The 23,960-nt window shown below is 64.8% G+C and carries 19 protein-coding genes, 1 tRNA gene and 1 pseudogene; 7 read left to right on the top strand and 14 right to left on the bottom strand.

The window, feature by feature from the left end; translation table 11 throughout:
• Positions 1–328: 328 nt before the first annotated feature.
• Positions 329–493, top strand: a pseudogene (locus ACN6O8_RS23550) (helix-turn-helix domain-containing protein); the annotation flags it as partial.
• A gap of 372 nt (positions 494–865) precedes the next feature.
• Here the strand turns inward: ACN6O8_RS23550 and ACN6O8_RS23545 are convergent.
• Together ACN6O8_RS23545 and ACN6O8_RS23540 are read right to left on the bottom strand one after the other, a co-directional pair.
• Positions 866–1,126: an ATP-binding protein gene (locus ACN6O8_RS23545; RefSeq protein ID WP_427993392.1), complete on the bottom strand. Its 261-nt coding sequence runs from the start codon at positions 1,124–1,126 to the stop codon at positions 866–868.
• Between the two features lie 87 nt (positions 1,127–1,213).
• A tRNA-Pro gene (locus ACN6O8_RS23540) sits at positions 1,214–1,290 on the bottom strand.
• 248 nt (positions 1,291–1,538) lie between these two features.
• Between ACN6O8_RS23540 and ACN6O8_RS23535 the strand changes: the two genes are divergently transcribed.
• Positions 1,539–2,897, top strand: a complete 1,359-nt coding sequence (locus ACN6O8_RS23535; RefSeq protein WP_427993391.1) for an MFS transporter — start codon at positions 1,539–1,541, stop codon at positions 2,895–2,897.
• Between the two features lie 134 nt (positions 2,898–3,031).
• Here the strand turns inward: ACN6O8_RS23535 and pstB are convergent, their stop codons facing one another.
• The 5 genes from pstB to ppk1 form a co-directional block, all read right to left on the bottom strand.
• Positions 3,032–3,808, bottom strand: a complete 777-nt coding sequence (gene pstB / locus ACN6O8_RS23530) for a phosphate ABC transporter ATP-binding protein PstB (protein ID WP_006385463.1) — start codon at positions 3,806–3,808, stop codon at positions 3,032–3,034.
• Positions 3,809–3,855: 47 nt separating this feature from the next.
• Positions 3,856–4,713, bottom strand: coding sequence for a phosphate ABC transporter permease PstA (gene pstA / locus ACN6O8_RS23525; RefSeq protein ID WP_427993390.1), 858 nt, complete (start codon positions 4,711–4,713; stop codon positions 3,856–3,858).
• Between the two features lie 22 nt (positions 4,714–4,735).
• On the bottom strand, positions 4,736–5,752 hold the full coding sequence (pstC, locus tag ACN6O8_RS23520; RefSeq protein ID WP_427993389.1) for a phosphate ABC transporter permease subunit PstC: 1,017 nt from the start codon (positions 5,750–5,752) through the stop codon (positions 4,736–4,738).
• 136 nt (positions 5,753–5,888) lie between these two features.
• Positions 5,889–6,929, bottom strand: a complete 1,041-nt coding sequence (gene pstS / locus ACN6O8_RS23515; RefSeq protein ID WP_427993388.1) for a phosphate ABC transporter substrate-binding protein PstS — start codon at positions 6,927–6,929, stop codon at positions 5,889–5,891.
• Positions 6,930–7,257: 328 nt separating this feature from the next.
• Positions 7,258–9,333, bottom strand: coding sequence for a polyphosphate kinase 1 (gene ppk1, locus ACN6O8_RS23510; RefSeq protein ID WP_427993387.1), 2,076 nt, complete (start codon positions 9,331–9,333; stop codon positions 7,258–7,260).
• Positions 9,334–9,552: 219 nt separating this feature from the next.
• Here ppk1 and ppx point away from each other — a divergent pair, with 219 nt between their 5' ends.
• Positions 9,553–11,040, top strand: a complete 1,488-nt coding sequence (ppx, locus tag ACN6O8_RS23505) for an exopolyphosphatase (RefSeq protein ID WP_427993386.1) — start codon at positions 9,553–9,555, stop codon at positions 11,038–11,040.
• A gap of 164 nt (positions 11,041–11,204) precedes the next feature.
• Here the strand turns inward: ppx and ACN6O8_RS23500 are convergent, their stop codons facing one another.
• The 5 genes from ACN6O8_RS23500 to ACN6O8_RS23480 form a co-directional block, all read right to left on the bottom strand.
• Positions 11,205–12,008 (bottom strand): GNAT family N-acetyltransferase, encoded by an 804-nt coding sequence (locus ACN6O8_RS23500; protein WP_427993385.1) that lies wholly within the window; start codon positions 12,006–12,008, stop codon positions 11,205–11,207.
• A 218-nt stretch (positions 12,009–12,226) separates the two neighbouring features.
• Positions 12,227–13,570, bottom strand: a complete 1,344-nt coding sequence (gene glmM, locus ACN6O8_RS23495) for a phosphoglucosamine mutase (RefSeq protein ID WP_427993384.1) — start codon at positions 13,568–13,570, stop codon at positions 12,227–12,229.
• On the bottom strand, positions 13,567–14,412 hold the full coding sequence (gene folP / locus ACN6O8_RS23490; RefSeq protein WP_427993383.1) for a dihydropteroate synthase: 846 nt from the start codon (positions 14,410–14,412) through the stop codon (positions 13,567–13,569). Before folP ends, glmM begins: the two co-directional genes overlap by 4 nt.
• Positions 14,413–14,430: 18 nt before the next feature.
• On the bottom strand, positions 14,431–16,329 hold the full coding sequence (gene ftsH / locus ACN6O8_RS23485; RefSeq protein WP_427993382.1) for an ATP-dependent zinc metalloprotease FtsH: 1,899 nt from the start codon (positions 16,327–16,329) through the stop codon (positions 14,431–14,433).
• A gap of 229 nt (positions 16,330–16,558) precedes the next feature.
• Positions 16,559–17,191 (bottom strand): RlmE family RNA methyltransferase, encoded by a 633-nt coding sequence (locus ACN6O8_RS23480; RefSeq protein WP_427993381.1) that lies wholly within the window; start codon positions 17,189–17,191, stop codon positions 16,559–16,561.
• Positions 17,192–17,209: 18 nt separating this feature from the next.
• Between ACN6O8_RS23480 and ACN6O8_RS23475 the strand changes: the two genes are divergently transcribed.
• Entirely contained in the window at positions 17,210–17,812 is a 603-nt protein-coding gene (locus tag ACN6O8_RS23475) for a YhbY family RNA-binding protein (protein WP_427993380.1), read from the top strand.
• Between the two features lie 124 nt (positions 17,813–17,936).
• On the opposite strand, the gene greA is transcribed toward ACN6O8_RS23475, so the two are convergent.
• Positions 17,937–18,413, bottom strand: coding sequence for a transcription elongation factor GreA (gene greA, locus ACN6O8_RS23470; protein ID WP_006385475.1), 477 nt, complete (start codon positions 18,411–18,413; stop codon positions 17,937–17,939).
• Positions 18,414–19,122: 709 nt separating this feature from the next.
• Between greA and ACN6O8_RS23465 the strand changes: the two genes are divergently transcribed.
• Entirely contained in the window at positions 19,123–20,508 is a 1,386-nt protein-coding gene (locus ACN6O8_RS23465; protein WP_427993379.1) for a methyl-accepting chemotaxis protein, read from the top strand.
• Between the two features lie 60 nt (positions 20,509–20,568).
• On the opposite strand, the gene ACN6O8_RS23460 is transcribed toward ACN6O8_RS23465, so the two are convergent.
• On the bottom strand, positions 20,569–21,879 hold the full coding sequence (locus ACN6O8_RS23460; protein ID WP_427993378.1) for a solute carrier family 23 protein: 1,311 nt from the start codon (positions 21,877–21,879) through the stop codon (positions 20,569–20,571).
• 132 nt (positions 21,880–22,011) lie between these two features.
• Here ACN6O8_RS23460 and ACN6O8_RS23455 point away from each other — a divergent pair, with 132 nt between their 5' ends.
• Both ACN6O8_RS23455 and ACN6O8_RS23450 read left to right on the top strand, forming a co-directional pair.
• Positions 22,012–22,434: a FlxA-like family protein gene (locus ACN6O8_RS23455; RefSeq protein WP_427993377.1), complete on the top strand. Its 423-nt coding sequence runs from the start codon at positions 22,012–22,014 to the stop codon at positions 22,432–22,434.
• Between the two features lie 128 nt (positions 22,435–22,562).
• A complete protein-coding gene (locus tag ACN6O8_RS23450; RefSeq protein ID WP_427993376.1) occupies positions 22,563–23,888 on the top strand; it encodes an ABC transporter substrate-binding protein in 1,326 nt (441 codons plus the stop codon).
• Positions 23,889–23,960 lie beyond the last annotated feature (72 nt).

Here is a 23,960-nt window from a genome sequence, read left to right as displayed (position 1 = left end):
ACCTTGGCCTTTGCCGGCTCAAATCGTAGCGTCACGCTGTAATTGTCCGACTCGTAGAATCCCGCTTCTCGCACGGCTACCATGCTCCCTCCGAATAAGTTTTCTTGCACCGACATCTCTCCGCCACAATGGTGTACGGGCCGTGAGGGTTCCACTTCTATTTCCTGCTTATTAATTTTGAATATCGAACGGCAAGTTTTTGGCTGGTATGGTGATGCAATCAGCGGCGTGGTGTGACTTGCTGTCAACGCCGATGTAATACTGACCCGCCCCGTGGGAGTAAATCTGACCCACCTGGGCAATGATAGTGGCGCTTTGGCCGCCGAAGATGTTGACTCAGGAGCAAGCAGTGGAGATCAAGGTAATGGCGCGTCGTGGCGTCAGTATTCGGGAGATGGCCAGACAATTGGGCTGCTCACGCAATACGATCAGGCAATACCTGCGTGAGGCCGATGTCCAGCAGTACAAGCCACGCGAAGCGCGCACAACCAAGCACGCGCTTCCGGCAAGAGACCCAATGGCTTCCCGACCTGGGAAAAGAGTAAGTGCGGATCCCGCTTGGTGTTCCGGGCAGAGTCCGGGAAGCTTGAATATCATGGCGGCAGCGTCTTCACTCACCTTTGAATCTCCATCCAATAAGCAGACGGAAGGTTGAGTGATGGACGGATTCAGGTTGCGGTCCCTGTGAACCCGGGCGGCAATGCCATCTCATTTCATTGCATGGACGCTAAGACCGTCCATGGCAATGTCAGGCAGATTTCGCAGTATCTCTTCAACCCGATTTTTCGCGAAATTGTCCTACACAAATATGACTAGCTGAGAGTCCACTTGTCCGCTGATGGCTCTCAGAGATGTGATATCGAGCTTACCTTGGTAGAGATTTCCGTTCACCGCGGCGCCGAAGTGGAATTCGGAGTAAGGGTCCCCGTTTCGGGTTTTTGCCTGCTAGGGAGGTCTTTCCGCCGCCGTTCGGCCCAACGATGGCCGTTACTGGAAAGTCGAAGCTAATGCTCATCCCTGAGAAGGATCTAGCCTTGTCGACGTTGATGCGAGCAGATAGCTCCCGTATTTTCTGTCCTGGACCTTTTCGAACAACTGTGCGACCTGGGAATCGTGTAAGCAACATTTCTCCAGTTGCCCCATAAGTTGCCCCACAACCGACAAAAAGGCAAAGGCCGTTAGTGAACACTATCACTAACGGCCTTTGTTTTATTGGTCGGGGCGGCGGGATTCGAACTCGCGACCCTCTGCTCCCAAAGCAGATGCGCTACCAGGCTGCGCTACGCCCCGAGGGACGGAACTATACCAGATACCGGCGCGCCGCCGTTGCCCCCCGCCCGGGCCGCCTTGCAGGCGCCCGGGCCGGCGATCCCCTGATTGACACCTATATAGTTGAAGCATAAATTAAATACGGCTTTCAGCGTTGCGGTGCCTGGCCTTGCGGCCCCTCCCCTGCGGCCCGGCCCCGCGCTGGAAACGCCCGTTGCCAACGGCGGGCGTCATCGGCACACCTCATAACGACATACATCGGGAACCTCATGGCAAATGCCTCCTCTTCGTCCGACTGGGCCACGCCCGCGCGGACCACTTACACCGTGCTGTTCGTCTGCTGGCTGGCAATCCTGTTCGAAGGCTATGACGTGGGCGTGATGGGCGCCGTGCTGCCCGCCCTGGCCGACGACAAGCGCTGGAACCTGACGTCCATCGAACTGGGCATGCTGGGCAGCTACGCGCTGGCGGGCATGTTCGTCGGTTCGTTCGCCGTCGGCACGCTGTCCGACCTGCTGGGGCGCCGGCGCATGCTGCTGGCGTGCGTGACCCTGTTTTCGCTGACCATGATCGGCGCGGCCTGGGCGCCGACGCCGACGTGGTTCGCCACCTTCCGCTTCATCGGCGGCCTGGGACTGGGCGGCGTGATTCCGGTGGCGGCGGCGTTGACAATCGAGTATTCGCCGCCCGCCAAGCGGGGGTTCAACTACGGCGTGATGTATTCCGGCTACTCGCTCGGCATCCTGTGCTCGGCCGCCGTGGCCATGGCGGTGCTGCAGCACTGGGGTTGGCGCGGCGTAATCCTGGTGGGCGCCGCGCCGCTGCTGCTGGTGCCCTTGCTGGCCCGCCTGCTGCCCGAATCGCTGGAGTACCTGCTGGCCAAAGGCGATGAAGCCGGCGCGCGCGCCATGGCGCAGCGCCTGGGCATCACGTCGCTGGAGCCGTTCCGTCCGCGCGAGGTCGCGGGCGAGAAGACCACCTGGCGCGATGTGATGGCCGCGGTGTTCGCGCCGCGCCACCTGCGCGCCACGTTGTGCTTCTGGGGCGCGCTGTTCCTGGGCATGATGCTGGTGTACGGCTTGAACACCTGGCTGCCGCAGATCATGCGCAAGAACGGCTACGACCTGGGCTCGAGCATCTCGTTCCTGCTGGTCTTCAGCCTGGCCTCGGCCATCGGTGGCCTGGTGCTGGGCCAGTTCGCCGACAAGAGCGAGCCGCGCAGGATCGTAGCGCTGTTCTACCTGGTGGGCGCCATCGGCATCTATTGCCTGACCTACAACAACCCGCTGGCGGTCAATTACCTGTGGGTGGCATTGGCGGGCATCGGCAGCATTTCATCGTCCCTGATCCTGACAGGCTACCTGGCGGGCTACTACCCGGCGCATGCGCGCGGCGCCGCCACCGGCTGGGCGCTGTCATTCGCGCGCATCGGCGCGATGAGCGGCCCCATCGTCGGCGGTTACTTGGCCGGCCTGCAACTGCCGCTGGCGTGGAACTTCATCGCGTTCTCGTGCGCGGCGGTATTGGCGGCAGTGTTCGTGATCCTGATCCCGGGCCGCTATGCCGGCGGCGCGCCAGCACCGCGGTCGGCCGCCCGCGCGCGCAAGCTGGAGCAACAGCGCTCCTGAGGCGCGCGGCGGCCTTCCCCCCGCCAGGCGTCGGGGCGGCTCCAATGACAACGGCGCGCCTGGGGCGCGCCGTTGTTTTGCATGACGGGTAACCGCCGGGAACCCGGCCGCCGTCCGGTTGCCGATTCCGGCGCTCAGCCGAAACGGCCGGTGATGTAATCCTCGGTTTCCTTGCGCGACGGCTTCACGAAGATCTGGTCGGTCTGGCCGAATTCCATCAGCTCGCCCAGGTACATGTAGGCCGTGAAGTCCGAACAGCGGGCCGCCTGCTGCATGTTGTGGGTCACGATGACGACGGTGTAGTCGTTCTTCAGTTCGGCGATCAGTTCTTCGATCTTGGCGGTCGAGATCGGATCCAGCGCCGAACACGGCTCGTCCAGCAGCAGCACTTCGGGCTTGATGGCCACGCCGCGCGCGATGCACAGGCGCTGTTGCTGGCCGCCCGACAGGCTGTTGCCGCTCTGGTGCAGCTTGTCCTTCACTTCGTTCCACAGCGCGGCCTTGCTCAAGGCCCATTCCACGCGCTCGTCCATCTCGCCCTTGGACAGGCGCTCGAACAGCCGCACGCCGAAGGCGATGTTGTCGTAGATGCTCATGGGAAACGGCGTGGGCTTCTGGAACACCATGCCGACCTTGGCGCGGATCAGCGAAATATCGGTCTTGGCGGTCAGCAGGTTCTCGCCGTCCAGGATGATCTCGCCCTCGGCGCGCTGGCCCGGGTACAACTCGAACATGCGGTTGAAGGTGCGCAACAGCGTCGACTTGCCGCAGCCCGACGGGCCGATGAAGGCGGTGACCTTCTTTTCCTGGATCGACATGTTCACATTGCGGATCGCATGGAACTTGCCGTAGTAGAAGTTCAGGTTCTTGACCTCGATCTTGTTCTTGACGGCGGTAGCGGTGTTTTCCATTTGGTTTCCCTAGGTCCGGCGCGGCGGGCGCGCCGGCAAAGCGATCTTTACTTGCGGAACATGTTGCGGGCAATGATGTTTATGCCCAGCACCAGCAGCGTAATCAGGGTGGCGCCGGCCCAGGCCAGGTCGTTCCAGTCCTTGAAGGGGCTGGCGGCGTACTGGTAGATCACGACCGGCAGGTTGGCCATCGGGCCGTTCATGTTGGTCGACATGAACTGGTTCGACAGCGCCGTGAACAGCAGCGGCGCGGTTTCGCCCGAGATGCGGGCGATGGCCAGCAGCACGCCGGTGATGATGCCGGTCTTGGCGGCGCGATAGCACACCAGCGTGATCATGCGCCATTTGGGGCAACCCAGCGCGGCCGCGGCTTCGCGCAGGCTGTTGGGCACCAGCAGCAACATGTTGTCGGTGGTGCGCACCACCACCGGAATCACCAGGATCGACAGCGCGATGGCGCCAGCCCAGCCCGAGTAGTGCCCGACCTGCGCCACGTACACGGCGTAGATGAACAGACCGATGATGATGGACGGCGCCGACAGCAGCACGTCGTTCAGAAAGCGCGTGGCCGGCGCCAGCCAGCCGCGCTGGCCATATTCGGCCAGGTAGGTGCCGGCCAGGATGCCGACCGGCGTGCCGATCAGCGTGCCCACGCCCGCCATCATCACGCTGCCGAAGATCGCGTTGACCAGGCCGCCGGACTGCCCCGGCGGCGGCGTGATCTCGGTGAAGAGCGTCAACGACAACGCGGGCGCGCCCTTGAGCAGCAGGGTCAGGATGATCCAGAACAGCCAGAACAACCCGAACACCAGCGTGGCCAGCGAGATGGTCAGCATGATGCGGTTGACCACCCGGCGCCGGCGGTACACGCCATTCTGCATATTGAGTACGGATACTGCAGCCATGTTCTTTTCCTTGGGCGGCGGGTCAGGTACGCTTGCCTTCGTGGGCCGACAGACGCACCAGCAGCATCTTCGCCAGCGCCAGCACGATCGTGGTGATCAGGAACAGGATCAGGCCCAGTTCCAGCAACGCCGACTTCTGGATGCCACCGGCTTCATTGAATTCATTGGCCAGCGCCGAGGCGATCGAGTTGCCCGGCGAAAACAGCGAGCCCGACCACTTGAAGGCGTTGCCGATGACGAAGGTCACCGCCATGGTCTCGCCCAGCGCGCGGCCCAGCCCCAGCATGATGCCGCCGATGACACCCGATTTGGTGAACGGCAGCACCACGCGCCACATCACTTCCCAGGTCGTGCTGCCCAGGCCGTAGGCCGATTCCTTGAGCATGGCCGGCACCAGTTCGAACACGTCGCGCATCACCGCGGCGATGAACGGGATGATCATGATCGACAGGATCAGGCCGGCGGTGAAGATGCCGATGCCGAACGGCGGCCCGGCGAAGATGCCGCCGATGATCGGCACGCTGCCCAGCGTGGCGATCAGGAACGGCTGCACATACTGCTGGAACACCGGCACGAAAACGAACAGGCCCCACATGCCGTAGATGATCGACGGAATCGCCGCCAGCATTTCGACCGCGGTGCCCAGCGGGCGGCGCAGCCAGGTCGGCGACAGCTCGGTCAGGAAGATGGCGATGCCGAAAGACACCGGCACGGCGATTATCAGGGCGATGGCCGAGGTCAGCAGCGTGCCGATGATGGGCACCACCGCGCCGTAGCTCTGCTGCACCGGATCCCAATCGTTCAGCCACAGAAACGACAGGCCGTACTTGGCCAGCGATTCACGGCTGCCGTAGACCAGGGAAATCAGGATCGCCGCCAACAGGATGAACACCAGGAAGGCGAACAGGCGGGTCAGGTTCTTGAACAGCGCATCCATCAGCGCATTTTTATTTTGCTTCATAGGCGAAGGCGTGCCGGTAGTCACGGAGTCCGCCACGCTGGGCGAAAGCGGCACACTATTATCCATTACCGCGCTCATGGATGGACTTTCCTTAGGAAACCTTGGGGGAAACGACGAATGGGCCCGGGGACCCGCCCCGGCAACCGGCGAACCGGATGCCAGGGCAGTTGAACGATGCCGGCGCGCGGCGGGGCCGGCGCGCCAGGCAAGCGCTTTACTTCCAGACCGGCTTGCCGTCGGCGGCCTTGACTTCGCCCCAGGCGGCGCGGATTTCCTTGGTCACGGCTTCCGGCAGCGGCACGTAGTCCATGGCTTCGGCCGACTTGGCGCCGTTCTTGAAGGCCCAGTCGAAGAACTCCAGCACCGCCTTGCCCTGGGCCGGCTTGTCTTGCGACTTGTGCACCAGGATGAAAGTGGCGGCGGTCACGGGCCACGAATCGGCGCCCGGCTCGTCCGTCAGCACCACGCCCATGCCAGGCGCGCTCTTCCAGTCGGCATTGGCGGCGGCGGCGGCGAAGGCCTTCTGTTCCGGCTGGACGAACTTGCCGTCCTTGTTCTGCAACTGGGTCCAGGCCAGCTTGTTCTGCTTGGCGTAGGCGTATTCGACATAGCCGATCGAGTTCTTGAGCTGGCCGACGTAGGCGGCGACGCCTTCGTTGCCCTTGCCACCCTGGCCCACCGGCCACTTGACGGCCTTGCCTTCGCCGACCTGCGCCTTCCACTCCGGCGACACCTTGGACAGGTAGTTGGTCCAGCCGAAGGTGGTGCCCGAGCCGTCCGAACGGTGCACGACGATGATGTCGGCCGACGGCAGCTTCAGGTCGGGGTTCAGCGCCTTGATGGCGGCGTCGTCCCACTTCTTGATCTTGCCCAGGAAGATGTCGCCCAGAACCTTGCCCGACAGCTTCAGCTTGCCCGGCTCGATGCCGTCGATGTTCACCACGGCCACGGTGCCGCCGATGACCGCCGGGAACTGCAGCAGACCGTTCTTTTCCAGGTCAGCGGCCTTCATGGGATCGTCCGACGCGCCGAAGTCGACGGTCTTGGCGATGATCTGTTGCTGACCGCCGCCCGAACCGATCGACTGGTAGTTCACGGCGTTATTGGTGGCAGCCTTGTAGTCCGACGCCCACTTGGCGTAGATGGGATAGGGGAACGACGCGCCGGCGCCGGTCACATCGGCGGCCTGGACGGCAAAAACGGCGGCGCTCAGCGCGACGCCCAGGGAAACTTGTTTGAAGACACGTTTGAACATCTTGGTTCCTTCTGTGCTCGTTAGAGGAGTCTTTGGCAGGTTTTCTACCGCCCGTCTTTCAGCGACCCTCGCATCTTAGAAGTCCAACGTGACAAGATAGTGACAGTCACATTTGCCCCCCCCGAGGCGCGTAGCGCCTCCCCCCAGGGGGCGCCGGTGGCGGACCGGCGGAGCCGGATCCGCGCGGCCTGGCTTGGGGAGGGCGTGCCTCGACGGGCGCGCGGCGCCCTCAGGGACGGATGGGCGCGGCCTGGCTTGGGGAGGGTGCGCCTCGACGGGCGCGTGGCGCCTTCAGGGACGGCGCGGCGCGGCGGTGCCCGCCCGGGTGTTACGCGCCCAGCTTCTGCATCAGGTATTGGTGCAGATTGAAAGGCTCGCGGCGGCTGCGCACACGGGCGTAGTCGCCGTCGGCCTGTTGCTGCCAGGCCAGTTGGTTGTCGCGCAGGGCGAAGGTGAAGGCCTCGTCGATGACGCGTTTCTTGAGCGCCTTGTCGTAGATCGGGAAGGCGATTTCGACGCGGCGGAAGAAATTGCGATCCATCCAGTCGGCCGAGGACAGGTACACCGTCTCCGCGCCCTCGGCGTAGAAATAGAACACGCGCGAGTGCTCCAGGAAGCGGCCGACGATGGAGCGCACCCGGATGTTTTCCGACAGCCCCGGCACGCCGGCCCGCAGCGCGCAGACGCCGCGCACGATCAGGTCGATCTTCACGCCGGCCTGGCTGGCCTTGTAAAGCTCCTCGATGATCTGCTCTTCCAGCAGCGAGTTCATCTTGGCCATGATACGCGCGCGCTTGCCCGCCTTGGCGGCGCGGGCCTCGGCGCGGATCAGCGCCACCATGCCATCATGCATGGTGAACGGCGACTGCATCAACGACTTGAGCGCGCGCCGCGCGCCCAGGCCGGTCAGTTGCGCGAACACCTTGTCCATGTCCTCGCACAGCTTGGGGTCGGCGGTGAGCAGGCCGAAATCGGTGTACAGCCGCGCAGTGCGTGGATGGTAGTTGCCGGTGCCCAGGTGCGCGTAGCGGCGCAGGCGGCCTTTTTCGCGCCGCAGCACCACCGCCATCTTGGCGTGCGTCTTGTGCGCCACCACGCCGTAGACCACGTGCGCGCCCACTTCCTCCAGCTTGGAAGCCCAGTTGATGTTGGTCTGCTCGTCGAAACGCGCCATCAACTCCACCACCACCGTCACTTCTTTGCCGGCGCGCGCCGCGGCCATCAGGATCTTCATCAGCTCGGAATCCTCGCCGGTGCGGTAGATGGTCTGCTTGATGGCCATCACGTCCGGATCCAGCGCGGCGGCAGTCAGGAAATCGATGACGGGCTGGAACGATTGATACGGATGGTGCAGCAGGCGGTCCCGCTCGGCCACGGCCTCGAACAGCTCGGCCGGCTTGTCGCCCACGCGGTCGAACGGCGCCGGCAGCGGCGCACGGTAATCCGGGAACAGCAAGTCGGGCCGATTGGGCGAGTTGCACAACTGCATCAGGCGCGACAGGTTCACCGGCCCCGGCACCCGGTAGGTGTCTTCGGGCTTGAGCGAGAACTCGCGCTGCAGGAAGGTTTCCAGCTCGACCGGCGTCAGCTTGTCGATCTCCAGGCGCACCGCGGCACCGAAGTTGCGCTGCGACAACTCGCCCTGCAGGGCGTGGCGCAGGTTGGTGACCTCTTCCTCGTCGACGAACAGGTCACTGTTGCGCGTCACCCGCCACTGGTAGCAGCCAAGCATCTCCAGGCCCGGGAACAGCTCGCCGACGAAGGCGCGCAGCAACGACGTCAGCAGGATGTAGCCTTCCGGATGGCCCGACAGCTCCGGCGGCATCTTGATCAGGCGCGGCAGCGCGCGCGGCGCCTGCACCACGGCGATCGAGGCCTGGCGGCCGAAGGCATCGGCGCCCGACAGCGACACAATGAAGTTCAGGCTCTTGTTGTAGACCCGCGGGAACGGATGCGCCGGATCCAGCCCGATCGGGGTCAGCAGCGGCATGACGTCGCGACTGAAGACCTCGCGCGCCCACTCCTGCTGCTCGGCATTCCATTCCGACGCATGGTGTAGCGCAATGCCCTCGGCCTGCAAGGCTGGCAGAATGGCGTCGTTCAGCAGGGCGTACTGGCGTCCCACCAGTTCGTGCACCGCCTGCTGCACATTCTCGAACGCCTGGTCCGGCGTCATGCCGTCCGGCCCCACCAGGTTGGGCGACTGGCGCTGCTGCTCTTTCAGGCTGGAGATCCGGATCTCGAAGAATTCATCCAGGTTGGAGCTGACGATGCACACATAACGCAGCCGTTCGAGCAGGGGTGTGCTCGGGTTTTCCGCCATCGCCAGCACGCGTTCGTTGAATTTGAGCAGCGACAACTCGCGATTCAGGAGCAGAGGCTCGGCGGGCGGGCGTGTGGTCATACCGGATTCCATACGAGGGGAAAGCGTGGAGTTTTACTTCAAAAGAGTGACGGTTCTATGACACTGCATCAAATGCGTAGCGTACGACAAAACCGGGACGCATGGAGCATGTGCCGCCCGCGCCAACTCCCTGTTCCATAAGCGAAAACCCGATGGGGCCGGCGCTGTCACATGGGGTCTCTATAATCAGGCCACCTCACAGCCAATATTACGAGCCGCATGGATCAACTTCTGGCCGCCGTGGACCTCGGGTCCAACAGCTTCCGCCTCTCCATCGGACGCATCGTTCAGCAGGACGGTACGCCCCAGATCTACCAGATCGACCGCCTCAAGGAAACCGTCCGGCTCGCCGCCGGGCTGGACGCCGAAAAACGCCTGGGCGACGACGCCATCGAGCGCGCCATCGCCGTCCTGGAGCGTTTCGGCGATCGCCTGCGCAGTTTCCACCCCAACCGCGTGCGCGCGGTGGCCACCAACACCTTCCGGGTCGCGCGCAACACCCGCGACTTCCTGCCCCGCGCCGAAGCCGCTCTGGGGTTTCCGATCGAAGTCATCGCCGGCCGCGAAGAGGCCCGCCTGATCTTCTCGGGCGTGGTCCACACCCTGCCCCCCTCCCCCAACAAGCGCCTGGTGATCGACATCGGCGGCGGCTCCACCGAAGTCATCATCGGCAAGGGCCATGAGCCCGGCCTGATGTCCTCGCTCTACATGGGCTGCGTCAGCTACAGCCGCCAGTTCTTCTCGGACGGCATCGTCGATGCCCACCAGATGAAGCAGGCCGAGCTGGCCGCGCGGCGCGAGATCGAAGTCATCGCCAAGCAATACCGCAAGGCGGGCTGGAAGGAAGCCTACGGCTCTTCCGGCACGGCCAAGGCGCTGTTCGCCATCCTCACCGAAGGCGGCATGTCCGACCGCGGCATCACCCGCACCGGCCTGAGCAAGCTGAAGGATCGCATCGTGCGCGCCGGCCGCGTGATTCCGTCGGAACTGCCCGGCATCAAGGTCGAGCGCGCCGACGTGCTGCCCGGCGGGCTGGCCATCATGAGCGCGCTGTTCGACGAACTCGGCATCGACGTCATGCACACCGGCGACGGCGCCCTGCGCCTGGGCGTGCTGTACGACCTGCTGGGCCGCGACGACGAGCACGACAAGCGCGACGAATCGGTGCGCCAGTTCATGAAGCGCTATCACGTCGACGTCAACCAGGCGCGCCGCGTGCACCATGCCGCGCTCAGCCTGTTCGACGCGATGATGCCCGAAGGTCCCGAACGCGCCGATTTGCGCGCCGCGCTGGGCTGGGCCGCGGACTTGCACGAAGTCGGCCTGTCGATCGCCCACAACGCCTATCACAAGCACACCGCCTACGTGCTCGAAAACGCCGACATGCCGGGGTTCTCGCGCGCCGACCAGCAACTGCTGGCGCTGTTGGCGCTGGGGCACCAGGGCAAGCTGAGCAAGCTGGAACCGCTGGTGCGCAGCCGGGCTCAGTGGATGGCCATCCTCAGCCTGCGCCTGGCGGTGCTGCTGTTCCGCCGCCGCGGCGAGATCGAGCCCCTGCCCCTGACCGCGTCCATGCGCAACGATTCGATCGTGGTGCGCGTGAACCGCGACTGGCTGGCGCAACACCCGCTCAGCGATTTCACACTGCGCGCGGAAGAGGCGGAATGGTCGAAGGTCGGCTTCTCGTTCGAGCTGCTGGAGTACTGAAAACGACAAGGCCCCGGAATTCCGGGGCCTTGCGCCATGCAACGGCGAACGCTAGAACGGCGAAAGATCGGTCTGGCGGTCGAGCTGCTTGAGCTCCAGACGGAAAGGCCGCGTGGCCCGCCGTATCAGTTTGATCCTCATACGGCGGAACAGGCGGCGCATGATCAGCGCTGACCGTTGACGATCGGTTGGTCCAGGCCGAAATGGCGGCGGTAGCGCTCGTCCATGCCGTCCATCTTCAGCAGCACCGGGAAATCGGCCGCATTGAAATCAGGATCCCAGGCCGGCTCGCCGCACACCGTGGCGCCCAGCTTCAGGTAGCCCTTGATCAGCGGCGGCACGCGCGCCGGCAGCGTGCTGTTGAGCTTTTCCACCGGGTAGCGATGCAACGGCGTGACCCGCGGCTCACCGTCCTTGGGCATCTGCTTGGACACGGTGCGCCACACTTCGGCCGCCGTGACGCCATCGTCACGCAGGCTGACGCTGGCGCATCCCAGCACGTATTGGTAGCCGCCGCGGCGCAGGTATTCCGCCAGGCCCGACCACAACAGCATGATGACCGCGCCATTGCGGTAGTCGGCGTGGGTGCACGAGCGCCCCACCTCCACCAGTTCGTCGCGAATGCTGCCCAGACCGGACAGGTCGAATTCGGATTGCGAGTAGTAGCCGCCGGCCTCGCGCGCCTTCTCGGGCGTGAGGATGCGGTAGGTACCCACGACGCGGCCGGTGTCGAGCTCGCGCACCATCAAATGCTCGCAGAAGGGATCGAAACGGTCATGCTCGATCCCGTCCTGCGCGTCCGGGAACACCGCGCCCATGTCTTCCGTGAAGACGTGGTAGCGCAAGCGCTGGATCTGTTCAATTTCCTCGGCCGTGCGCGCCAAGCCGACCACCAGGACCCTGGAGGCGGGACCGGTCCACGGTTCGGCGGCGTTACGGCTTGGATTGATGCGTGCTAGTTCCAGCATTGCGCGAAGCTCCTAGAGAGTCCGGTCAGTTTGGACGCCCTGTATGTCAAAGACTTGACCAATATGTTACGTGACTATGAAGTTTAGTTCGGAGCGATGGAGTCAAAATCCCGCAAAGCTCGACAAAACTTTACAAAATAATACGCAATGTTCACAAACAATGGCCATTCATCGCAAAACAATGAATGGCCATGTCCGATCAGGGCAAAAAAGGGGAGTTATTCCAGGCTGGCCGCCAGCTTCTCGGCGCAGGTGACGGCCAGGGTTTCGTCCTCGGCCTCGACCATCAAGCGCAATTTGGGTTCGGTGCCGGAAGCGCGGATCAGGACGCGGCCGCGGCCCCCGAGTTCGGCTTCCACGGCCTTGCGTGCCGCGGTCAAGCCGGGATGGGTCTGCCAATCCAGGCCCGCCGCCAACGGCACGTTGATCATCTTCTGCGGATACATGCGCAGATCCTTGACCCATTCGGCCATCGAGGTCTGGTTGCGGCGCAGCGCCGTCAGCACCTGCAGCGCCGCCACGATACCGTCGCCGGTCGAGTGGCAGTCCAGGCACAGCAGGTGGCCGGAACTTTCGCCGCCGTACAGCCAGCCCCGCTCCTGCATCAGCTCGAGCACGTAGCGGTCGCCCACCTTGGCGCGTTCGAAACCCACGCCCAGGCGCTGCAGCTCGCGTTCGAAACCGAAGTTGGTCATCAGCGTGCCGACCACGCCCTCGACCTTGCCGCGCTGCATGCGCTCGCGCAGGATGGCGTAAAGCAGTTCGTCGCCGTTATAGATACGGCCGTCGCCGTCCACCACCTGCAGGCGGTCGGCGTCGCCATCCAGGGCGATGCCAAGCTGGGCGCCGCGGGCCTTCACTTCCTTGGCCAGCAGTTCCGGATGCAACGCGCCCACGCCCTTGTTGATGTTGAAACCGTCCGGGTGCACGCCGATGGCATGCACTTCGGCGCCCAGTTCGCGGAACACGTGCGGCGCGATGTTGTAGGCGGCGCCGTGGGCAGCGTCCACCACGATCGTCATGCCGTTCAGGTCCAGATCGTTGGGGAAGGTGCTCTTGCAGAATTCGATGTAGCGGCCCTGCGAGTCCGACATGCGCCGGGCGCGACCCAGTCCTTCGGAACTGACGCAGCCCAGCGGCTCGTCCAGCGCGGCCTCGATGGCCGCCTCGATCTCGTCGGGCAGCTTCATGCCCTGGGCCGAAAAGAACTTGATGCCGTTGTCCTGGTACGGATTGTGCGACGCACTGATCACGATGCCAGCGACCAGACGCAACGCGCGCGTCAGGTAAGCCACGGCGGGCGTGGGAATCGGGCCGGCCAGCAGCACATCGATGCCCGCGGCCGAAAGGCCGGCTTCGAGCGCCGATTCCAGCATGTAACCGGAGATGCGCGTGTCCTTGCCAATCACGACCTGCGGGCGGCTGCCGCCGCGCACCGCATGTTCGCGGGCTAGCACGCGGCCGGCGGCGTACCCCAGGCGCAGGGCGAATTCAGCGTTGATCACCGGGCCGCCGACTTCGCCGCGCACACCGTCGGTACCAAAATACTTGCGTTGAGTCATGAATTGATTGCTCCTTGTTCGGCCGCCTGCCAGACCTTGAGCGCGTCGACCGTGGCCGCCACATCGTGCACCCGCACGATGGAAGCGCCACGGGCCACGCAGGCAAGCGCGGCGGCAATGCTGCCGGGCAGCCGGTCGCCGACGGGCCGGCCGGTGGCCTGGCCGATCATGTTCTTGCGCGACAGGCCGATCAGCAATGGATAACCGCCGCTGCGCAGGCTGGACAGCCGGCGCAGCAATTGGAAATTCTGGTCGGTGGTCTTGCCAAATCCAAAACCGGGATCCAGCACGATGCGTCGGGGATCGACCCAGGCCGCGCGTAACTTTTGCGCCCGCGATCCCAGGAAGAGTCCGATTTCACCGATCAGGTCGGAATATTCGGGCGGCGTCGCCTGCATGGTGCGCGGCTCGCCCTTCATGTGCATCACGCACAATCCGCAGCGCGACTGCGCCACCGCCTCGATGGCGCCGGGCTGCCGGAAGCCGTAGATGTCGTTGATCATGTCGGCGCCGGCGTCGAGCACCGCGCGCATGACCTCGGGTTTGAAGGTGTCGATGGACAGGGGCACGCCGCAATCGCGCAGCGCCTCGATCACCGGCAGCAGCCGGTCGAGTTCATCGGCGACCGACACTGGCTCGGCCCCGGGACGTGTGGACTCGCCACCCAGATCCAGGATATGGGCGCCTTCCTGGATCAATTGGCGCGCATGCGCCACCGCCGAATCAGTATCGTCGTGCTGGCCGCCGTCGGAAAACGAGTCCGGCGTGACATTGACGATACCCATGACAAGCGGGCGCTCGAGGTCGAACTCGAAGCGCCCGCAAAGGAAGTTATTCGCCATAAATCAGGACGAAAGACCTCAGACCGCGGCTGCCGTATTGCCACCGGCGGCCAAGCCGGTCGGCGGCGTGTCCGGCGTGTCCGACGGGCCTTGCGGCGTCTTCGGCGGACGCGGCGGGCGGCCCTGGATGATGTCGTCGATCTGGTCGGCGTCGATGGTTTCCCATTCGAGCAGCGCGGCAGTCATGGCTTCGACCTTGTCGCGGTTGTCTTCCAGGATCTTGCGCGCAACGCCGTACTGCTCGTCGATGATGCGGCGGATCTCGGAATCCACCTTCTGCATGGTGGCTTCGGACATGTGCGTGGTCTTGGTCACGCTGCGGCCCAGGAAGACCTCGCCTTCGTTCTCGGCGTAGACCATCGGGCCCAGCTCGTCGGTCATGCCGTAGCGCGTGACGATGTCGCGGGCGATGGCGGTGGCGCGTTCGAAGTCGTTCGAGGCGCCGGTGGTCATCTGGTTCATGAAGAGCTCTTCGGCGATGCGGCCACCGAACAGCACGGCGATGGTCGACAGCAGGCGGCTCTTGTCCATGCTGTAGCGATCGCTTTCGGGCAATTGCATCGTCACGCCCAGCGCGCGGCCGCGCGGAATGATGGTGACCTTGTGGACCGGGTCGGTCTTGGGCAGCATGCGGGCCACGATGGCATGGCCGGACTCGTGGTACGCGGTGTTCTTGCGTTCCTCTTCGGGCATGACGATCGAGCGGCGCTCGGCGCCCATGATGATCTTGTCCTTGGCCTTTTCGAAGTCCGACATGTCGACCGTGCGGCCATTGCGGCGCGCGGCGAACAGCGCCGCCTCGTTGACCAGGTTGGCCAGGTCGGCGCCCGAGAAACCCGGGGTGCCGCGCGCCAGGATGGTGGCGTCGACGTTGGGCGACAACGGCACCTTGCGCATGTGAACCTTCAGAATCTGCTCGCGGCCGCGGATGTCGGGCAGCGGCACCACGACCTGACGGTCGAAGCGGCCCGGACGCAGCAGCGCCGGATCCAGCACGTCGGGACGGTTGGTGGCGGCGATCACGATGACGCCCTGGCCCGACTCGAAGCCGTCCATTTCCACCAGCATCTGGTTCAGCGTCTGCTCGCGCTCGTCGTTGCCGCCGCCCAGGCCGGCGCCACGCTGGCGGCCGACCGCGTCGATTTCGTCGATGAAGATGATGCAGGGCGCATGCTTCTTGGCGTTCTCGAACATGTCGCGCACGCGGGCCGCGCCCACGCCGACGAACATTTCAACGAAGTCCGAACCGGAGATGCTGAAGAACGGCACCTTGGCTTCGCCGGCGATGGCCTTGGCCAGCAGCGTCTTGCCGGTGCCGGGCGAACCGACCATCAGCACGCCGCGCGGAATACGGCCGCCCAGCTTCTGGAACTTGCTCGGGTCGCGCAGGAAATCGACCAGTTCCTGGACGTCTTCCTTGGCTTCATCGCAACCGGCCACATCGGCGAAGGTGATCTGGTTGGTGTTCTCGTCGAGCATGCGGGCGCGCGACTTGCCGAAGCTGAACGCGCCGCCCCGGCCGCCGCCCTGCATCTGGCGCATGAAGAACACCCATACGCCGATCAGCAGCAGCATGGGGAACCAGGACACGAAGATGCTCATCAGCAGCGACTGCTCTTCGCGCGGCTTGCCCGACACCTGCACGCCGTACTTGAGCAGGTCGGAAACCATCCAGAGGTCGCCCGGCGAGGTCAAAGTGTAGGCGCGGCCCGCGTCCGGCGTGACGTAGAGCACGTCGCCGCCCGGGCCACCTTGCACGTCCACCTTGCGGATACGTCCCGCCTTGGCGTCGTCCATGAACTGCGTGTAGGTCACGCCGTCCTGGGTTTGCGCGCGTCCGTCGAACTGCTTGAAGACCGTGAATAGCACCAGGGCTATCACCATCCAGACGGCGACTTTCGAAAATGAATTATTCAAGGTCGATCTCCTGCTTTCGATTCCGACCGGCGACCGCGCACCCGCATATGGCACAGTCACAAGTATGTCAATAGCCCATTCTACCCTGTCGGACGGGGTTGCGTCCTGGGAAGGGGCGGGCCGCTAAGTTACGTCTGATTCGTGATTTTGCTGGTCTGGGTCTCGGCAGGCCGGCCGCGCTCGGGCCGGTGGGTTCTTGTGACACCAGGGCCTGGGCCCCGGCGCGGGTTTATTTAAGATCGCGCGCGACCAGAAAGGTTTCGGAGGACTTGTCCCGCGAGGCTTTCGGCTTGCGCTCGACCACCCGCTTGAAGTGCTGTTTGTAGGACTCCACGATCTGCGAAAAGCCGGTTCCGTGGAATGCCTTGACGATCAGCGCCCCGTTGGGCTTGAGGTGGGCGAGGGAAAATTCCATCGCCAGTTCGCACACGTGCTGGATGCGCGCGGCGTCGGCGATACCCACGCCTGACAAGTTGGGGGCCATGTCGGAGATTACAAGGTCCACCGCGCGCGATCCGACCATGTCTTCCAACTGTTTCAAAATGTCATCCTCGCGGAAGTCGCCCTGGATGAATTCGACGCCGGCGATCGGTTCCATGGGCAGCATGTCGAGCGCGATGATGCGCCCGTCCACCACCCCGCCCGGGCCCGCCAGGCGCTCGCGCGCCACCTGCGACCAACTGCCGGGGGCCGACCCCAGATCGACGACCAGGTCGCCGCGCCGCAGCAGTTTCTCGGTGTCGAGAATCTCGATCAGTTTGAAGGCGGCGCGGGCCCGGTAGCCCTTCTGTTGCGCCATCTTCACATAGGGATCGTTGATGTGCTGGTGAATCCAGTCTTTGGAGAATTTATTCTTGGCCATTACCGTACAATTCCACGCATGCCTATATTAGAACTTACCTCTCGTGAGCGCAGCGACCTTCGGTCCGCCGCTCACCCTCTGCGCCCCGTCGTCCTGATCGGCGACAACGGCCTGACCGAAGCCGTGCTCAAGGAAATCGACCTGGCACTCACTTCCCACGGCCTGATCAAGGTCCGGGCCGGCGGCGACGATCGCGAGGCCCGCGAGGCCATGCTGTCGACCATCTGCGAGACCCTGTCCTGCGCCCCGGTGCACCACCTGGGCAAGACCCTGATCCTGTTCCGCCCGCTGGCCGGCAACATCAAGCCGCCGGTGCTGGCCGCCCTTGAACCGGAACGCCCCGCCAAGCGCCGCGCCTCCGAGCCGCATACGCCCAAGAAGCTGGCCGCCGAAGGCAAGACCCTGGCCAAGCGCCCGCGCCGTTCCGAAACCGAAGAGCCCAAGCCGAAGACGCGCTTCGTGCCGCAGGACCAGCTCAACAAGAACGGCAAGCCGATGCGCCCCAGCAACAAGAAAACCGCCACCGGCAGCCACGGCATCCCGCGCCGCGCCGGCAGCGCGCTGAGCCTGCGGGCCGGGGCACGCAGCGGCACCAGCCGCAAGTCGTCGCCCAAAAGGTAGTCCCGCCGGGCACAAAAACGGGCGCTTTACGCGCCCGGTCCACCATAGCGTTCCGCAATATTGCCCTGCCGGATGGCCGGTACGGGCTATGGTGTTTTGCTGATTTTACTGCTCAGAGCCTGCGTCAGATGTAACGCACGCTCAGGACTTCATACTCGCGAACGCCGGCCGGGGCCTTGACCTCGACCACATCGCCTTCGCTCTTGCCGATCAGCGCGCGGGCCACCGGGCTCGACACGGAGATCAGGTTCGACTTGATGTCGGCTTCGACGTCGCCGACGATCTGGTACGTCACGCGATCACCCGAGTCCAGGTCTTCGATGTCGACGGTGGCGCCGAACACGGCACGACCTTCGGCCTCGAGCGAGGTCGGATCGATCAGGTGGGCATTGGAAAGCGTGCCCTCAAGCTCGGCGATCCGGCCCTCGATGAAACCCTGGCGCTCGCGAGCCGCATCGTACTCGGCATTCTCCGACAGATCGCCCTGCGCGCGCGCTTCGGCGATAGCGTTGATGACGGCGGGACGTTCCACGGTTTTCAGCCGCTGGAGCTCTTCTTGCAAGCGCTCGGCCCCGCGCACGGTCAAAGGAATGGCAGACATGTCGTTTCCCAAACAAAAGTAGAAAACGCCCCCGACGGAGCGTTCTCGGTGTGAAGGTCTTGGACCTGACGCATGGGCGCCGTCGGAAGCGGATACATGACGGGCATCGCCAGGAACGGAACGGCCAGGGACGGGCAAAGCTGAACCCGATGGATCCCCTTGCGCCCGCTCGGGCCGGCCCGCCAGGCGAATGCGGCAAGCTGCGACCAAAACAAAACCCCGGCTCGGGTCGGAACCGGGGCAATCAAGTTCATATTGTGGTCAAAGTCCGCCGGAATTGCAAGCCACTGGAGAAACCGGCGTTTTCGGCGCATTTCGCCGCTGTAACCCGCTAAAACCCGTCGTTTGCGTTTTCAGCTCCGGCGTTGCGTAAAAGATACTGGCCGATAGGAATAAACCCGCGCGCCCGGCGGTTTATGTAAAAACGCCCAGAGACATTCGATAAAAAAGGTATAACCGGAAAACCGGGCGATTAATAACAATTAAATACAACAACTAAATACCTGCCGGTATTCGCCGGCATTTTCCTGTTTTCGACGAAGGGATACGCGGGCCACCGTTACGGCCCCGCGGGAAGCGATTGATTGTGCGTGTGCAGGTTGGGCGGACGCATCGCAGTCATCCGGGCTCGACGTTCGTCCCTCTATCGCGGCGCCTGCGGGCGAGCGCCCGTGACCGCGGTGGAGCGCGTTCAAGAACGGGAGATCCCATGCTGGAAAAGATCAAAGTCCGTACGGGCATGATGCTGGTGCTGGCCTGTTTTGTCATGACGCTGGCAGTGGCTTGCGGTTTGAGCTGGATGAATGCCGAGAGCAGCGCCCGGGAAATCGAAGACTTGAATAATGTCGCCGTGCATCAAGTCGATCCGCTTTATGAAACCAGCACCGCCCTGCTGCGCGCGCGGCTGGCGCTGGGCGGCGGCAGCGGCGATCTGCAAGCGGGCGCCAATGATCAGGCCGCGGCCCCGGCAGCCGCTGGCGCGGGTCAGTTGCGCCAGGCCCGCGAGCGCTTTGCCCGCTACATGGCCGTGCCCAAGAGCGAGCGCGGCCAGGAATTGGCGCAGAGCCTGCAGGGCCGGTTCAATGCCTATGTGGCGGCGCTGGACGAACTGGAAGCGGCCCTCAGGGAGCGCTCGGTCGCCCGTTACCAGCAGGGCCAGGCGCAGGCGCGCCAGGCCGATGCGGCCTTCGCCAAGGACATGCAGGCGTTCCTGGCGCGGGTTCAGGAGCGCAGCGACGGCGTGCTGGAACGCTCGCAGAACACCTACGCCACGGCGCGGCTGTCGGCCATCGTGCTGCTGTCGGCGGCCGTGCTGCTGGCGGCGCTGTGCTGGGTCTTCATCCGCCGCGGCGTGCTGCTGCCGCTGCAGGATGCCGGCCGCCATTTCGATCGCATCGCCGCCGGCGATCTGACCCAGCGGGTGGACGCCCGCGCCAACAACGAGATCGGCCTGCTGTTCTCGGCGGTGCGCCGCATGCAGGATGGCTTGACCCGCACGGTGACGACGGTGCGCCAGGGCGTCGAGGAGATCAACGTGGGCGCGGCCGAGATCGCCGCCGGCAACGCCAACCTGTCGACCCGCACCGAAGAACAGGCCGCGGCGCTGGAACAGACCGCCTCGACCATGGAGGAACTGGCCGCCACGGTCAAGCAGAACGCCGAGAACGCGGCCCAGGCCAACCAGTTGGCCGCGGTGAGCATGGAGGTGGCGCAGCGCGGCGGGCGGGCGGTTGGCCAGGTGGTGGCCACGATGCAGGGCATTTCCGACAGTTCACAGCGCATCGCCGACATTGTCTCGGTGATCGACGGCATCGCCTTCCAGACCAATATCCTGGCCCTGAACGCGGCGGTCGAGGCGGCGCGGGCCGGCGGCATCGACCAGGTCAGCCTGGCGGTCTCGCAGATGGACGAGGTGACGCAGCAGAACGCCGCGCTGGTGGAACAGGCCTCGGCCGCCGCCTCGGCGATGGCGGATCAGGCGCGACGCCTGGCGGAAGCCACCGCGGCGTTCAAGACCCAATCGGGCCAGGTGATCGAGGCGGCGCCGGTGCGGATGGCGGGCAACCCCCCGGCATCGCGCTTGTCGCGCTCCTGAGCGGCCGCCAGGCCACGCCGGAGCCGAGCATGCAACCGGCGCGGGCGGCGCGCAGCCGCCCTACTTCCTGCGGCGCAGCAGCGCGTACAGGATGATGGCGCCGAAGGTCGCGGTGCCGATGCCGCCCAGCGTGAAGTTGCCCAGCTTGACGGTGAAGTCGCCCGCGCCCAGCACCAGCGTGACCGCGGCCACGATCAGGTTGCGGTTGTCGCTGAAATCGACCTGGTTGACGACCCAGATGCGGGCCCCGGCGATGGCGATCAGGCCGAACACCACCACCGACATGCCGCCCAGCACCGGCGCCGGAATGGTCTGGATCAGGGCGCCGAACTTGGGCGAGAAGCCCAGCACAATGGCGATCAGCGCCGCGATCACGAACACCAGCGTCGAATAGATGCGGGTCACCGCCATCACGCCGATGTTCTCGGCATAGGTGGTGACGCCGGTGCCACCGACCGCCCCGGACACCATCGTGGCCACGCCATCGCCGACGAAGGCGCGGCCCAGGTAGCGGTCCAGGTCCTGGCCGGTCATGGCGCTGACCGCCTTGACGTGCCCCAGGTTCTCGGCGACCAGGATGATGGCCACCGGCACGATCAGGCCCATGGCCTCGGCCTTGAACACCGGCGCGGCGAAATGCGGCAGGCCGAACCAGGCGGCGGCCGCCACGGCCGCGAAGTCCATCGGCTTGCCCAGGCCCAGGCCGTTGGCGCAGATCGCGTACACCACGCAGGCCAGGATCAGGCCCACCAGGATCAGCAGGCGCTGCACCATGCCCTTGGTGTAGACGGCGATGCCGCCCACGCACAGGATGGTGACGATGGCCATGGCGCTGTCGAAGCCCGAGGCGCCCATGGCGCCCTTGGCGGCGATGGGCGCCAGGTTCAGGCCGATCACCGCGACCACGGCGCCCGTCACCACCGGCGGCATCAGCGTGTCGATCCAGTTGGCGCCGCCGCCCGCGCGGCCGTTGGCGATCCAGACCAGCACGCCGATCAGGGTGTAGGCCAGGCCGCAGGCGATGATGGCGCCCAGCGCCACGCCGATGTTGGCGTTGGCGCCGCCGCCGGCATAGCCGGTGACCGCGATGACACCGCCGATGAAAGCGAAGCTGGATCCCAGGTAACTGGGTACGCGGCCGCCCACGAACAGGAAGAAGATCAGGGTACCGATGCCCGACATCAGGATGGCGACGTTGGGGTCGAAGCCCATCAGCAGCGGCGCCAGCACGGTGGAGCCGAACATCGCCACCACGTGTTGCGCCCCCATGGCCACATTCTTGGGCCAGGACAGCCGTTCGTCGGGCGCGATGATGACGCCGGGCTGGGCGTCGTCCGCCAGGCGCCAGCGCGGAAAATAGGAATTGGACATGGAATCCCCGGGAATGATTGGTGTGAGCGGGCGCCAGTGTAAAGGGGGCCAGGAACGGGCGGCAACTTAAGTTCTCCGCCGGCATGCCGTATTAGTGGAAACCCCCGGTTACCCTTTTCTCTGGAGACGTCCATGGCCATCGATTCCATCAGCGGTACCTCGCGCATCGGCAGCATGGCCGACCTGTGGGCGCAGAAGATCCAGGCCAACAAGGATGCCAAGGACGACAACAAGGGCGTCACCGTCACCCCCGACGGCAAGATCCGCGTCACCAGCGCCGGCGCCATGAAAGTCGGCCAGACCGAGGAAACCGAATCGTCCGAAAACGACGACCACTACACCCGCCAGATCAAGGAACTGCAGCGCCAGCTCAAGCGCGTCATGGAGCAGATCGAACGCGTGCGCGACAGCAATGCGTCGGCGGAGCAGAAGGCAACCCAATTGCAGGCGTTGAACGGGCAGGCGCTGCAGATCATGAACCAGATCCAGCAGGTGATGAACGAAAAGATCAAGGCGATGACCAAGGCGAACGGCGGCGTCTCGGCCACGGCCTAGGCGCCGCTAGCACGGGTTCTCCCGAATGCCCGCCGGGCTGATGGCGCGCATCAAAATTTGTGATTGGACTGGCGGCGCGCGTAGCCGCTAAGGTCTCCGGACAAATCGAAAAACCACGGAGACAACCCATGCATGCAATGCGCACAGCCCTTGCAGGGGCGCTGCTGGCCGCCTGCGCCGTACCCGCCCTGGCGGGCACCGTCACGGTAATCACGTCGTTCCCCAAGGATTTGACCCAGGCCTACAAGACCGCGTTCGAGAAGGCCAACCCCGGCATCACGCTGGAAATCCTCAACAAGAACACCGTGTCCGGCATCGCCTATGTGCGCGAAACGCCGGCCGGGCAGCGCCCGGAGGTGTTCTGGGCCAGCGCGCCGGACGCCTTCGAGGTGCTGGGCCGCGACAAGCTGCTGGCCAAGTCGTCGGACGTTGCCAACAAGGACGTGCCGGACAAGATCGGCAACTACCCCATCAACGACCCGGGCGGCATGTACCTGGGCCAGGCGCTGGCCGGCTACGGCATCGTCTACAACACGCGCTACATCGCGGCGCACAAGATTCCCGCGCCGGTCGAATGGAAGGACCTGCTGGCGCCGCACTGGTTCGGCCACGTCGGTATCACCTCGCCGTCGCGCTCGGGCACCATGCACCTGACGGTCGAGACCATCCTTCAAGGCGAAGGCTGGGACGACGGCTGGAACACGCTGCTGCGCATGTCGGGCAACAGCAGCGCCGTGACCGAACGCTCGTTCGGCGTGCCGGACGGCGTCAACAACGGCCAGTTCGGCGCCGGGCCGGTGATCGACTTCTTCGGCCTGTCGAGCAAGTACTCGAAGTTCCCCGTGGAATTCGTCTATCCCTCCGAGACCGCCATCGTGCCGGCCAACATCGCCTTGATCGACGGCGCCAGGAACGCCGAGGAAGGCAAGAAATTCATCGCCTTCACCCTCAGCCAGGCGGGGCAGGAACTGCTGCTGGAGCCGAAGATCTCGCGCCTGCCGGTGCTGCCGTATGCGGCGCTGGCCGGCAAGGTGCCGCAGGGCTATCCCGACCCGGCCGAGATCGCGCGCCGCAGCAAGGTGCAGTTCAACGCCGACCTGTCGCAGACGCGTTACTACGTGGTGCAGTCGCTGTACGACCAGACCGTCACGTTCCGCCTGAAGGAATTGCAGGCGGCGACCAAGGCGATCTACGACGCCGAGGCCAAGCTCGGCGACAAGGCCAAGAGCGGCAAGCCGGCCGAACTGCTGGCGCAGGCGCGCAAGCTGGCCTGGGCGCCGCTGGTCGACGGCAAGCAGGCCGCCGATCCCGAGTTCCTGAAGATCTTCAGCGGCAACAAGAAGGACGCCACGGTCAACCAGCAGATCACCAAGCTGGAAGGCGAGTGGAACGGCACGGCCAAGAGCAACTATGAGCAGGCCGTGAAGCTGGCACGGGAAGCCGCGGCGCTGTAGGCCCGGCTCGCGCCGGACGGGGGGCTCGCCCCGTCCGGCCGCCGCCCCGCAGCGGGCGGCCTGTCTTGAACC

It is taken from the genome of Achromobacter sp., from assembly GCF_050285565.1.
In the GTDB taxonomy this organism is placed as follows: domain Bacteria; phylum Pseudomonadota; class Gammaproteobacteria; order Burkholderiales; family Burkholderiaceae_B; genus Achromobacter.
This window is presented reverse-complemented; position numbering and strand designations above follow the sequence as displayed.